This window comes from Dietzia sp. IN118, assembly GCF_032905965.1.
In the GTDB taxonomy this organism is placed as follows: Bacteria; Actinomycetota; Actinomycetes; order Mycobacteriales; family Mycobacteriaceae; genus Dietzia; species Dietzia kunjamensis.
On the sequence record NZ_JAUMSR010000001.1, the window covers coordinates 1,088,831 to 1,100,846 of the forward strand.

At 62.7% G+C, this 12,016-nt stretch carries 13 protein-coding genes; all 13 read right to left on the reverse strand.

Features of this window, described 5'->3' with window-relative positions; translation table 11 throughout:
* Positions 1 to 9 precede the first annotated feature (9 nt).
* A complete protein-coding gene (locus Q2K20_RS05365; protein WP_067717485.1) occupies positions 10 to 936 on the reverse strand; it encodes a DMT family transporter in 927 nt (308 codons plus the stop codon).
* Positions 933 to 1,871, reverse strand: coding sequence for a cation diffusion facilitator family transporter (locus tag Q2K20_RS05370; protein ID WP_096907173.1), 939 nt, complete (start codon positions 1,869 to 1,871; stop codon positions 933 to 935). The genes Q2K20_RS05365 and Q2K20_RS05370 overlap by 4 nt, the downstream gene beginning before the upstream one ends.
* A 153-nt stretch (positions 1,872 to 2,024) precedes the next feature.
* Positions 2,025 to 2,372, reverse strand: a complete 348-nt coding sequence (locus Q2K20_RS05375; protein WP_096907174.1) for a YHS domain-containing protein — start codon at positions 2,370 to 2,372, stop codon at positions 2,025 to 2,027.
* A gap of 35 nt (positions 2,373 to 2,407) precedes the next feature.
* Positions 2,408 to 2,536: a hypothetical protein gene (locus tag Q2K20_RS05380; RefSeq protein WP_256385638.1), complete on the reverse strand. Its 129-nt coding sequence runs from the start codon at positions 2,534 to 2,536 to the stop codon at positions 2,408 to 2,410.
* A 179-nt stretch (positions 2,537 to 2,715) separates the two neighbouring features.
* Positions 2,716 to 2,958, reverse strand: a complete 243-nt coding sequence (locus Q2K20_RS05385; RefSeq protein WP_076599981.1) for a DUF2892 domain-containing protein — start codon at positions 2,956 to 2,958, stop codon at positions 2,716 to 2,718.
* 236 nt (positions 2,959 to 3,194) lie between these two features.
* Positions 3,195 to 4,496, reverse strand: coding sequence for an APC family permease (locus Q2K20_RS05390; protein WP_096905123.1), 1,302 nt, complete (start codon positions 4,494 to 4,496; stop codon positions 3,195 to 3,197).
* Positions 4,497 to 4,561: 65 nt separating this feature from the next.
* Positions 4,562 to 6,043: a multicopper oxidase family protein gene (locus tag Q2K20_RS05395; RefSeq protein ID WP_096905124.1), complete on the reverse strand. Its 1,482-nt coding sequence runs from the start codon at positions 6,041 to 6,043 to the stop codon at positions 4,562 to 4,564.
* The gene (locus tag Q2K20_RS05400) at positions 6,040 to 6,306 is read right to left on the reverse strand and encodes an SHOCT domain-containing protein (protein ID WP_003862069.1); all 267 of its coding nucleotides are present in this window, start codon (positions 6,304 to 6,306) and stop codon (positions 6,040 to 6,042) included. Before Q2K20_RS05400 ends, Q2K20_RS05395 begins: the two co-directional genes overlap by 4 nt.
* A gap of 667 nt (positions 6,307 to 6,973) precedes the next feature.
* The gene (locus Q2K20_RS05405) at positions 6,974 to 7,129 is read right to left on the reverse strand and encodes a hypothetical protein (protein WP_156523497.1); all 156 of its coding nucleotides are present in this window, start codon (positions 7,127 to 7,129) and stop codon (positions 6,974 to 6,976) included.
* A 130-nt stretch (positions 7,130 to 7,259) separates the two neighbouring features.
* Positions 7,260 to 8,534 (reverse strand): Ig-like domain-containing protein, encoded by a 1,275-nt coding sequence (locus Q2K20_RS05410; protein ID WP_181694399.1) that lies wholly within the window; start codon positions 8,532 to 8,534, stop codon positions 7,260 to 7,262.
* A 41-nt stretch (positions 8,535 to 8,575) separates the two neighbouring features.
* Complete coding sequence (locus tag Q2K20_RS05415) at positions 8,576 to 9,418, reverse strand: F510_1955 family glycosylhydrolase (RefSeq protein WP_241724152.1); 843 nt, start codon at positions 9,416 to 9,418, stop codon at positions 8,576 to 8,578.
* Positions 9,419 to 9,527: 109 nt separating this feature from the next.
* The gene (locus Q2K20_RS05420) at positions 9,528 to 10,154 is read right to left on the reverse strand and encodes a DUF305 domain-containing protein (RefSeq protein ID WP_096907541.1); all 627 of its coding nucleotides are present in this window, start codon (positions 10,152 to 10,154) and stop codon (positions 9,528 to 9,530) included.
* Between the two features lie 76 nt (positions 10,155 to 10,230).
* Positions 10,231 to 11,778 carry a multicopper oxidase family protein gene (locus tag Q2K20_RS05425; RefSeq protein ID WP_269529594.1) on the reverse strand — a complete coding sequence of 516 codons (1,548 nt, stop codon included), beginning with the start codon at positions 11,776 to 11,778 and terminating at the stop codon, positions 10,231 to 10,233.
* Positions 11,779 to 12,016 lie beyond the last annotated feature (238 nt).

Genomic DNA, 12,016 nt, shown 5'->3' on the forward strand with positions numbered 1-12,016 from the left:
CCTGGACTCTCAAGTGTGGTGGGAGGCAATTTGACAGGGGTGCGCGGCTCGATTTTCTGCCCCCCGCGACATCTCCCGTGTCAACCAGAATCCGGCGCCGAGCAGCAGTACAGCCCCGTAAATCGTGCTCCGCGCCGGAACTTCGGCGAAGACCAGATACCCCAATGTCGTGGCTACCACAGGGGAGACAATGATATCGACCAGCGAGTAAACATTGGCGTTGAGAACTTTCAAAACGATGGAGATGCCGAAATAGGCGAATCCTGTGGAAATCACGCCCAAACCCCCCACCCAAAGCATCACCGGCACGGAGATACCTAGCCCGGGATAGGAGATTGTGGCTGAGACCTTGCCGGGCCCGACGAGCAGCAGCGAGGGCGACAGCACCAGTGCCGCGGCCAGGAGCGACCAGGCTATGTCGTTACCCGTCTCGGTCTTGCCCTCATAACGCATGTAGGTGATCATCGCCGCATAGATCGCCCCGGTTGCCAACGCCACAAGATTGCCCAGGGTGTGACCGCCGCTGAGCGGGTTAGCCACGGCGATACCGGCCAACGCAATGACGAAAATCCCGATGTAGCGCTTGTGCGCCTTCTCGCCAAGAAACAGTGCAGAAAAAATGAACACGAAGAACGGGGCAATACTCCAGAATATCACCGCATTGGCGATGGGCACCAACGTCATGGCGTAGTTGAACACTCCGCCCTGGGCCGCGATCAGCGCGCCGATGATGACCGTGTCCTTTACGTTCCCGCGCGGGAACCGGGGCCATTCCCGGCTCGCCAGTGCCCGCGCAATGAACAGAAACACCGCCGCGAAGGCCATCGCGTAAAACGTCAGCGTCTGGACGGGAATCAACCCGTCGCTAAGCTTGACAAATACGCCGATAGTCGCTTCAGACACGGTGATCAAAGCCAGCAGCAGTAGCGCCTTCATGTTCTATTTTTCGGCGCGGGCCGCGTGATGTCGATCGCTTCGGCGCCAGCCTCATCAAGGTGGCCGGTCTCCACTTGCAAGGTGGTGAAGAAGAACCCGAACTTGTTTTCGAGCACAGTGGAGGCTGTTTGCAGGACGGTTTGTGGATCGGCGCCCTCGACCACTCGAAGGTGTCCGGAGAAGATATAGCGTCCGCTGGTCAGTGCTGACGCGTGAACGTGGTGCACCCCTTGGACCCCCTCGGTGTCCTCCAGTGCTGCCGTGATCTCGGGAAGGCTGAGGTCGGTCGGTGTGCCCGCCATCAGTAGATGGGCAGCATCCCGCAAGATGCCCCAGCTCGCCCACAGCAATACCACACCGAAAGCAATGCCCAAGAGTGGGTCGATCAGCAAGAAACCGGTAAAGCGGATCACGAGTGCGGTGACGATGATCAGGAGGCTGCCCACAAAGGTCTGAAGAATGTGCCACAGTGCGCCGCGGACGTTCAGATCAGTGCGACTTTGTTTCCATATCAGACCCAACGAGATGACTTCAGTGAGCAAACCGCCCGCGGCTGCCCACAACATCGGCGTAGTGGACAGGTCGATCGGGGCAGTTAGCCGCATCCCGCCCATCACGATCACTACCAGCGCCATCACCAGCAGGAAACCGCCGTTGACCAATGCGCCGACAATTTCCGCGCGATACCAGCCGAAGCTGCGGTCTTCATCTGCTGGCCGGCGAGCGAGCCGTGCAGCAATGATGGCCACCAGTACGCCACCGACGGCCGAGAAAGTGTGGAAGGCATCTGAGATCACCGCGACCGAACCGGTCCATAACCCGATGCTAATTTCAATGAAGAAGTAAATTCCCGTCAGCCACGCCGAGATGGCCAGTCCCCACCCAGGGCCGCGCGCACCGTCCGTGTAACTGTGGCCTCCGTGTCCGTGAGTCATGAACCCCTCCTCCTGACCGCAAGGTCAGTTCTGGTGTGATTGCTCATCCCCACCGGGAGCAACCGGCAGGGCGAAATATGGTCGAAATTGAGGATCTGATCGGGTCAGTGCGAGTTAGTGCTCGCGTCTGGAGGAGAGCATCTCTGGTGGAGGTCATTGCGGCGGGGCGCTTCCTCGCTCGGTGGTGGCGGCGAAGTCTGTGGGTCGGGTGTCGAATACTCTCGCGCAGTGGCCGGAACAGAAGTAGTAGGTGTGGCCCTCGTGGGTGGCGCTGGCAGTGGCAAAGGCCGGGTCCACGCTCATGCCGCATACCGGGTCAGTGGCATGGGGAGTTGGCTCTGATCCAGGATCGTGGCGGTCGTCGCCGACTTCCACCACAGGTTCGGAGGCGAGCGACACCGCGGTGTCATCAGCGGCCCGTTCGGCAGTGAAGCCCCGGAGTCGGTTGGCGTTGACCACGACCGACAGGGAGGACAATGCCATCGCCGCAGCGGCAATCATCGGGCTGATGGATCCCAGGAGCGTGTAGTGGCGGGTTAATGGCCGTGGCCACCGGGCATTGCGAACATCATCAGGCCCATCATCGCCACGCACAGCGCGCCAAACACGATCACTCCGGTGCCTGCGACCCCGGTCACCAGCAGGACCCCGACAAGAACGAGCATCGGGACACAACACGCGAGCATCATCCAACGATGACCGGAGCGTCCGGGCTTCGAGGGCTCGGGCGGGTACTGCTCTTCCAGAGGCCCATCGCTGTAGGGGGAAGCCGACCCCGCAACGGGGGGCTGATCAGGGGGCGCGTCTAGTGGCTGGCGCCGTCGCTCCTGGGGTGATTGCTCGCTCATGAGGGGTGTCCTTTCCGAAGCGGGAGGCGGCCCAATTTTTTGTACAGTGGACAGTGCCCGGTCCCACCAGTGACGATCAGGTCCAGACCAGCCACGATCAACAACAGCTCCACGATCACCGCGCCCGTGGAGTCCGCCTGGCTGAGCAGAATTCCTCCGCCAACGACACCGAGAAGACCCAACACGATGCGAGCGCCCCTTTCGATAGGGGTGATGTTGATACTCCATCTCGCCTGCATCGTTTCCTCCTGGGTGCTCGATCCAGCCCCGAGTGCACGGGACCATTGATCGGTACACCCCCAATCTGCCAAGTGTTTGTGAAGGACGAACTGTCCTTCACGTGAAGGTTCGGTGAAGCCGGTACGGCGTGTGCCACAAGTGTGGGGAGATGCGCGCCTCAACGCGCTCAGCGGACGCGCGTCGTGCGGCCTGAATCGCGCTGGGTTGGTTGGAGTCTCTGGTGTGCTCTGTGTTCTCACTGGTGTTGGTGGTGTCGCACGGCGAGCCACTGGGCGAGGACGATGGCTAGGGCCACTAGCGCGGTGATGACGAGGGTGAACGGGTCCGATTGGCTCTTGGTGAGCAGGAAGGGCACCAGTACCGCGAGGTCAAGGATGATCGCGAGCAACGGGATCCAGGAGTTGGCGGCGACGTCGTTTTTGAGACGGCGGATGATCCCGAAGTGGATGGCAATGTCCATGGCCAAATACAAGATAGCGCCAAGGGAGGCGATCTGGGAGAGGTCGAAGAAGGCGGCCATCACGATCGCCAGCCCGGCGGTGATGTAGAGCGACTGATGTCCTGGCCGGCCGGGCAGGCCCGGGGCTTGGCCCATTTCTCGGAGCATGTCGTAGAGCTTCGAGACTGAGAATAGGCTCGCGATCAGTCCAGACAGTGTGGCGACCACCGCGATAAGCACGGTTATTCTCATGCCCCAGTCGCCGAACATCGGCTGGGCTGCTTCGGCCAGTGCGTAGTCGCGGGCCTCGATGATCTCTGGCACGGTCAGGCTCGCAGTGACTGCGACGGTGATCAATAGATAGAGCGCCGTGCACAGGGCGATGGAAATAATGATTGAGCGGCCGATATTGCGCTTGGGGTTCTTCAGATCCCCGCCGTGGTTGGTGATCGTGGTGAACCCCTTGTACGCCAGGATGCATAGGGTGACACCGGCGAGAAAGCCCACCCATCCCTGGTCTGGTGGCGTGCGTCCAGCGGCGGTAATGAGCCGGGGCAGGGAGGAGAGTCCCGCGGCGAGGATTCCCGCGATCGCCAGCACCGCGATGCCGACGATCTTGAGCGCTGCGGTGACCGTGGCAGAGCGCTCCACTAGTTGGTTGCCCACCAGGTTCACCAGTGCGGCGCCGGCGATGGCGAGGACGGCCAGCACCGGGACCCACACGTCGGAGTCCTGCATCCCGAACGGTCGCAGCATGTAGGTACCGAAGGTTCGGCCGAGAAGGGACTCGGCGAGGATCATCGACACGTACATGAACAGCGAAACCGAGCCAGCCACGACCCCGGGTCCATACGCGGCTTTGAGTTGCATCGCGATTCCGCCCGAGGAAGGGTTGGTGGCTGAGTAGCGGATGTAGGAGTAGGAGCTGAAGGCCACCACCACTGCCCCGGCAAGGAAGGCCCACGGCATCCACCCCCCGGCCAGCTCGGCGACCTGCCCTACCAGGGCGAAAATGCCCGCCCCGATCATCACCCCCGTCCCGAGCGCAACGGATCCAGTGAGGGTCAGTGAGTTCGAGGACTGGGCGCTGCGATCCATGCGGTACCGTACTTTCTTCTCGTCGGGCGGGGTTGGCGGTGTGCTTGCGGTCGGGTGCGCCGAGTTCAGCGGGCCAGGATCGTGCCCATCATGCCGAGGTCCTCGTGGTCGAGGATGTGACAGTGGTAGACGGTGCGGCCGACGATGTCGTCGAAGGCCACGCGGATGGTGACGCGGCCGAAGGCCGGAATGTTGACCACGTCCTGCCAGGTGGGTGACTCGCCGTCGTCGAGGACTTGCATGGGCCACACGTGCAGGTGCATTGGGTGGTCCATGGGGCTGGTGTTGGTCAGGGTCCATTCCTCCACAGTTCTGGCGCGGACCGTGATGTCGTTTCGGTCGGCGTCGAACTGTCGGCCGTTGATGGTGAACGACATCATCGATTCGGCTCCGCGCATCCCACGGCCCATGCCCATGCCCATGGCGAATTCCAGGGTTCGACGGGCAGTTACCGGTGCGGTGCGCAGGTCCCGCAGGGCCGGTCCTGCGGGCACGGGATCGGGTTCGTCCGCCGGGGGCCCAGTCACGTCCAGCGTGAGCAGACCGATCGGCTCGTCGTCCGCCGGGAACGCACCGGCCATGGGTCCGCCCATCATGCCAGGCATGGCGCCGCGGTCCACCGGGATGCTGAGCAGAGTGGAGGTGCCCTGGCGAGCGTCCACCAGGAGTTCGACTCTGTTTCCGGGAGCCAGCGTCACCTCGGTGAGGTCGACAGGTTCGGGTAGGCGGCCGGTGTCACGGCCGAGCAGGCGCAGAGACTGACCATCCAGGGTCAGGCGCAGGTAGCGGGACGGGCAGGCGTTGACGATCCGCCACTGCTCTCGCTCTCCCGGCGAAGCGGTGGCCCGGGGCCGAACCTGGCCGTTGACCATCACTATCTCGCCTTGACGGCCCATCATCTTCTCGGGCGGGGACGCGGCAGCCGGGTTGCCAGTGCCGTCGAGGGTGATGTCGGAGACGACCAAGGTGCGCTCACGGGACACCGGGACCGGCTCGGGGTCCTCAACAACGATCGCTCCGTAGAGTCCGGCCGCCAGTTGGTCAGCGACATGGCCGTGGTGGTGGGGGTGGTACCAGAAAGTCCCGGGCGGGTGGTCGTTTGGCAGGACGATTTCGTAGTCGAAGGACTCGCCGGGGGAGATGCTGACGAAGGGGTTGTCGCCATTGCCCTCGGGGGAGACGTGCAACCCGTGTACGTGCAGGTTGGTCGGGGTGTCGAGTTCGTTGGCAATCGCCACTCGGATCGTGTCTCCGCCCCGAACGCGCAGGGTGGGGCCTGGGAGTGTGCCGTTGAACGCCTGCACGTTTGCGTTTCGCCCGCCGATCTTGACCCGGGCGGGGGCGGCGACCAACTCCAGATCGAGCACACCGTCCCGACTGGCCACCACGTCCGGCTCGAGAAGGTCGTCACCACCGTCGGAGAAGCCACCACTGTTCGTGGTGTTGCCCTCACTGACGGTCCACCACAGGCCGGCCCCGCCCACGGCGGCGGTGCCGGCCCCTGCCAAACCCAGTGCGAGGAGCTGCCGTCGGGTCAGCTCGCTCACTGCCGTCCCTCGCCCAGAGTGTGTAGTCGCTCCCGGTACTCCTCGGTGGTTAGCTCTCCACGGGCGTAGCGTTCGTCCAGGATCTCTCGCGGCTGGCGCGGGCGTTCCCCGGTTTTGACATGCTCATGCCCTCCGGTCTGGCCCCGGCCGCCGGTGAACGCTTTCGCCAGGACGACGGTGACCACCACCGTGCCCAGAATGACCAAGAGCCAGAAGATCCACATCCAGCCCATTCCCGAACCCATCCCGTTGTTCCACATCATCGCGATCGTCCTTCGCTACTTCTCAGTCCCGAGCGTGTGGCCCGCCGGTGTCTGGGGGGTGGTGGCGCCGGGTGCGGGGCGTGGCGGTCGGTCTGGAGACCGTGGATCGGCATCGGCACCGAGGGTCTGGGTGTGGAGCAGCACGTGCAGGATTCAGCGATCGCTTCCAACGGAAGGTTACTGCGAGGCTGGATAGACATCTTCTCCTCTTCATATTCGTTGCTGGTGCTCACTGGAACACCTCCAATTATACCCCTATGGGGTATGTGGGGTAGGTGGTTGAACCCGGCTCACCCATCGATTGGTCCCTGGGTGTCTCACGCCTGGGGAGCGGTCCCTGTCAGGGCGACAATGAGGCAGAGCACGCTGGCCCAGAACACGCCCAGGCCAATGGCCACCACGGTTACACTCGCCCACTCCATACCGCGCCCCTGCCTTCCGGTCGAGTTCCACATTGGCCGGTACGCCCGCGTATTTGTGTGGAGATCAGGTGGAGGTCTGATCAAGAATTTCCGCTGGCGAGCTGACACTCAGGACAGGCTGGAACGATCGAGACCATGGTGGAGAACCCTCGTGCCCTCGAAGATGGGGGAAATTTGGGGAAGGGTGAGTTCGCAGAAACTACAGCTCGGCATCGTTTAGTGGCCCTTCATAGTGAAGGGCCCGTTTAGTGGAAGGTCTGCGTATTAGCTCCGGGCGTATTCGCGTCCACCGGCTGGTTGCACCAGATGTCGCGCACCATCTTGCGCACCTGCTGGCTGCCATTGTTCGTTTGTGCCGGTGGGGCCGCCAAAAACGAATCCGGCGAGACTCCCTCGTCCATGAACGTCGAATGTCAGGAAATTCAAACGTCGATCAATGACCACGGAAGAGTGTGCATTTTGGCTATTCCCGCGCTCGCCGGACGATTTTGGCCTGGCCTTTGGTCGAGGTCAGAATAGTGACTGGACCCCTCAGGCCTGATCGGCATTTCCGGCACGCCAGGTCTCCCACGGGATGTTCCAGTCGCCCAGTCCGTCGGTCCCAGGAAGTGTTGGTCCGACGGTATTGATGACTTCGACCACGTCGCCACGGTTGCTGTTGTTCTGGAACGACTTGGCGTAGGCGTCGGTGACATTGATACAGCCGTTACTGACGTTGGTGAAGCCCTGTTGTTCAACGGACCATGGGGCGGCATGGACGTAGATCCCGCTGTAGGACATCTGGGTGGCCCAGTTGACTGAAAGCCGGTAGCCGTCGGCCGAGTCGACCGGCACACCAAACGTCGATGAATCCATGATGAGCGATTCGTATCGGTCGCCGATGTAGTAGGTGCCGTTCGGGGTGGGTGTCGATGCCTTTCCTAGTGAGACCGGGCTACTGCTGACGACCTCGCCATTGATTCGGGTCGTCATTGTCTTGGTGTTGTCGTCGATCGTGGTGATGACCTCGTCGCCGATCGTGAAGTTGCTGTTTGCGTCCTGGGCTCCGTAAAGGCCTTCGCCCATATCGGTGCCGTAGATGTTGACGTCGACGTCGACCTCGGTGCCCGGTGCCCAGAATTCGGCGGGGCGCCAGCGAACCTCCGAGGGCGACACCCAGTAGAAGGCTCCTTCGACGGCGGGGGTCGTGGTGACCTCGATGGCGTCCTGGACGGCCTTACGGTCGCCGACGGCGGACTCGAAACGCACCGCGACCGGCTGCGCGATACCTACCGTGTGGCCCTGACCGGTCACCAGGCTCGCGCTGGTGGTCGAGTTCGGGACCACGGTGCTGAACGAGGACGAGTCTGTAATCGTCTCACCGTCGTCGTTAGTAGCGCTCGCCTCGATCGAGTAATCCCGGTTGTAGCCCAGAGTCTCGGTGGTGCGCCACTGGGAGCGTTCCGCGTTGAACTCGCCTTCGACCTCGCGGCCTTCTTCGTTTGTGACCGTGACATCGTCGAACGCACCGTCTGTCACATCCAAGACGATCGGTTCCCGCGGCGTCGCGGCCACTGTCCCATCTTCGAACGAGGTGTGAATGACGGCCGCAGCGGCGGGGGCTTCTTTCGGTGCAGCGGCCGTCGAGGCGTCCTCGGTGTCCCCGATCGTGCACGCGCTCAGTCCTACTGCGGCCACCAAGGCCACCGCGACCGAGGCAAGCCGTTTCGCCGGTGTGCGCTCTGGTGCGGCTCCGCCTGCGAGCATCGCTTCTTTCCTCACCACTTCTCCCTCGAGTTCGTATGCGTTCTGACCGGTAGTTTCCATTCCGTCTTCGGTCGGCCTTGGTTTGCGCCGCCGACGACGTTTCAGGGAATCGTTAATGTATGAAATGACCGTCCATCAGCAGCGTAGGCAGTGTCCTGGTCCGCGGCGATGATGGCTTCGACATCACCGACAACTGGTCCCTGCTGCCACTCATCGTCGTTGACGTTCTTGCGCCAGGCGGTGCCGTCGGTATCGATCCCCCAGAGGGTGCCGTCTTCGGCTGCAGATATCAGCAGGAGTTCGGGAGCAGCTGGTACTGATGCGAATGTGCGCCCGATGTCGGTGCTGAGTTGTAGGCCTCCTGCGGTTGTGGCCCAGATGCCCTCGTCGGTAATCGCCAATGCTCTCGCGGCTATCTCGATGCCGTCGGTCCAACTGACGCCCGAGTCGGTGGACGTTCGAATTCCGTTGGCGGTGTCGAGTCCGACAAGGGTGTTTCCGTCAGTGGTCAGGGCGTGAAAGTCGACTTCGCCGGAGAGGGATTTCGTCGCCCACGACTGGCCGCCGTCGACACTCTCGATGAGTCCGAGAGGATTGGGGGCGGAGCTTGACGGGCCAGGATGGCCCGAGGCGTAGAGGTTATCCGTCCCGGGCGCGCCTGTGAGCCCCATGAAGTCGTCGTCGGCGTCGCCGACGCGGGTGGTCGCGCCATCGGGGTTGAGGACGAAAAGCCCCGTATGCGTGCCGGCCAGCACCCTGCCCTCAGCATCGAGGTGGAGTCCGTGCACATGGTCAAGCGCGGGTGTTAATGCGGTGCCGACCGTCGATGAGGCGTCCCCGGATTCGGGTGCTGGCGTCTGCTGCGGGCTCGAACACGCGGTCGCGATGAGAGCCGATGCAAGGATGGCTATTGAGGCCCAGGCCCGCTTTCGGTGCGAAAGCATGAATGCGTATCTCGTTTCTGGCAGGGACAAGAAAATGTGTTGATGCCCAGACGGTCTCCGGCGGGGTCGGACTGCCATCGACCCCGCCGGGTATACAAGGCTTCGTTTTCTACATGGGGTCAAGCAACTGCCGCATGGTGTCGATTTCCTGCTGCTGGGTGTCGATGATGGTTTGCGCCAGATCGACAGCCGGCGGGTACGTGCCGTTCTCCACCTGGTCTTCGGCCATGGCCACGGCACCTTCGTGGTGGGCGATCATCTGGTTAAGGAACAACTCGGCAGCCTCAGGGCCGGGAGCGTCGGACAACTGCTGCACGTCCTCATCGGAGAGCATGCCCTCCATCTGCGCCATGTCATGGTCACCGCCCATGTCCATGTCCATGCCTTCGGGCTGCGTCGGCTCGCCCCACTGCTCAAGCCAGTCGGTCAGCTGCGCGATCTCGGGCCCCTGGGCCGCCTTGATCTCCTCGGCCAGCGAGGTGACGTCGGCGGGGACATCATCCTTGGACAAGATGATGTCGCTCATCTCGATGGCTTGCTCATGGTGGGGGATCATCATCTGGGCGAACATCACGTCAGCCTCGGAATGCTGAGCTGATTCCTCTGCCTGCTCGGTGGTCGAACTCCCGCTGGTCGCAGTGGTCTCGACGGCGGTCGTGGTCTCGCTGGCCGTGTCGGTCTCGTCGCTGGTGCAGGCGGACAGCCCCAGCAGGACCGCGGCGGCAGCGGCGGTCATCACAAGCTTCTTTCGATTCATCTGGGTTCCCTTTCTTCTGCGGACTTTCGGGCCCGCGAGTGGATTACCTTGCCGGTCAGGCGAGGTAAGACAGAGTGGTCATCATCCCGGCCTCTTGGTGATAGGCGTTGTGGCAGTGCAACGCCCACTGGCCAGGATTATCGGTGTCGAACTCGATCTCAATAGTGCGCATCGGCCGAATCGTGACGGTATCCTTGCGAAGCCCGCTGTCCGCGAGCGCGAACGTATGTCCGTGCAGGTGCATCGGATGGAACATGTCGGACATGTTCCGCATCCGCATCCGCACCCGCTCCCCACTGTTGACCTCCAGCGGCACCGAATCCGGGTGGACTTGGCTGTTGAGGGTCCACCGGTACGGCGACATCGTCCCGCCCAGGTCAACACTGTGGTACCGATCATGACTTCGGTTAGACAGACGCACTGCCTCGCTGGGGGATAAGTCGGTACCCAATAGCGGACGCCGGTCCACTTCGACTGGTCGGGAATTTGTCGGGAGATCGCCCGCTGCTGTACGTACAAGGGCCTGCGCGTGGCCATCCTTGCCTTCGGGCTGAGCGAACAACGGGAACACGCCGTCGCCGAGCGTGACCACAACATCGAACCGTTCACCCATGCCGATCAGAAGGGAATCGGTGTCCTCGGGAAGCACGGGAAAGCCGTCAGTGTGAGTGACGGTCATCCGGTGCCCGCCAAGCGCTACCCGGAACGCGGTGTCGGCGCCGGCATTGACGAACCGGATGCGCACGCGTTGGCCCCGCGCCGCTCTCCAAACGTAGGGGTCGACAGGGAGTCGACCATTGATCAGAAAGTGCGGGTAGGTGACATCCCCGGCGCTGCCGAGGATGGGGGACATCATCGACCCCTCACCCCCGTGCATGTCCATCATGTCGTGGTCCATCCCCTGCATCCCGGCATCTGCGGTGTCGGCACCGATGCCCAGATCACGGGCGACATCGTCGGAGGTCCGACCGGTCCCGTCGACCCAGTCGTCAAGGACCACGAGCCATTCATGGTCGTAGTCGCCGGGCTCGCCCGGATCATCGATGATCACCACTCCGTACAAGCCCCGATCGAGTTGCAGACCCGAATGTGAGTGGTAGAAGTACGTGCCCGGGTCTGGGGCGGTGAAGTCGTAGGTGAACGTGGTGCCTGGTGCGATCGGGTCCTGCGTCAACCCGGGAACCCCGTCCATGTCGTTGCTCATGGCGATCCCGTGCCAGTGCACGCTGGTCTCCTGGGGCAGCTGGTTGTCCACGGTGATCTGCAGCCGCTCTCCAGCTTGGGCCCGCACCAGTGGGCCTGGCAATTGTTGGTCGTATCCCCACGTTGAGACGACTCGGCCACCCAGATCAACGTCGACCGGACGGGGGGTCAACTGCGCAGATACCACCGTTTGGCCGGGGGAGCGTCGCTCCTGCTCAAGCCGCCTCACGAGATCTGACGAGGCTCCCACGGGACTGCCCGTGGCTGCTCCGGAACCAGAACATGCAGTCAGAGCGCCGGCGCCGGCGAGAAGCGATCCGGCCAAGAAAGACCGGCGGGAGACCAGCACGCGCGGCGCACGTCTTAGCGCACCTGCCCGCCCCGTGGCGTCAGCGTTCATCATGATCGGCGTTTCGCGAAGTCGCGGTCCCTACGTGAGATCCGAAAGAGATACCGGAAGAGACGACCCCAGTAGCAGGAGAGTGAGACCCGCGTAGGTGCCGATGCCCTCCGAAAAGACTGGTCGTCAAGGCCAGAACCATCGCCCAGAAACCGAGTACGAACGCGATCAACAGGACGATGTCGATCCAGTTCATACCGTAAAACCACCCCATCAGACTCAACTCCTTGCCTGTATT

Excerpts from the sequence above, each read along its gene's own strand:
- Q2K20_RS05390 (WP_096905123.1), bottom strand. The coding sequence starts at position 4,496 with ATGGATCGCAGCGCCCAGTCCTCGAACTCACTGACCCTCACTGGATCC.
- Q2K20_RS05420 (WP_096907541.1), bottom strand. The coding sequence starts at position 10,154 with ATGACCGCCGCTGCCGCCGCGGTCCTGCTGGGGCTGTCCGCCTGCACC.
- Q2K20_RS05410 (WP_181694399.1), bottom strand. The coding sequence starts at position 8,534 with ATGGAAACTACCGGTCAGAACGCATACGAACTCGAGGGAGAAGTGGTG.
- Q2K20_RS05405 (WP_156523497.1), bottom strand. The coding sequence starts at position 7,129 with ATGGACGAGGGAGTCTCGCCGGATTCGTTTTTGGCGGCCCCACCGGCA.
- Q2K20_RS05365 (WP_067717485.1), bottom strand. The coding sequence starts at position 936 with ATGAAGGCGCTACTGCTGCTGGCTTTGATCACCGTGTCTGAAGCGACT.
- Q2K20_RS05370 (WP_096907173.1), bottom strand. The coding sequence starts at position 1,871 with ATGACTCACGGACACGGAGGCCACAGTTACACGGACGGTGCGCGCGGC.
- Q2K20_RS05400 (WP_003862069.1), bottom strand. The coding sequence starts at position 6,306 with ATGATGTGGAACAACGGGATGGGTTCGGGAATGGGCTGGATGTGGATC.
- Q2K20_RS05380 (WP_256385638.1), bottom strand. The coding sequence starts at position 2,536 with ATGCTCGTTCTTGTCGGGGTCCTGCTGGTGACCGGGGTCGCAGGCACC.
- Q2K20_RS05375 (WP_096907174.1), bottom strand. The coding sequence starts at position 2,372 with ATGATTGCCGCTGCGGCGATGGCATTGTCCTCCCTGTCGGTCGTGGTC.
- Q2K20_RS05385 (WP_076599981.1), bottom strand. The coding sequence starts at position 2,958 with ATGCAGGCGAGATGGAGTATCAACATCACCCCTATCGAAAGGGGCGCT.
- Q2K20_RS05415 (WP_241724152.1), bottom strand. The coding sequence starts at position 9,418 with ATGCTTTCGCACCGAAAGCGGGCCTGGGCCTCAATAGCCATCCTTGCA.
- Q2K20_RS05425 (WP_269529594.1), bottom strand. The coding sequence starts at position 11,778 with ATGAACGCTGACGCCACGGGGCGGGCAGGTGCGCTAAGACGTGCGCCG.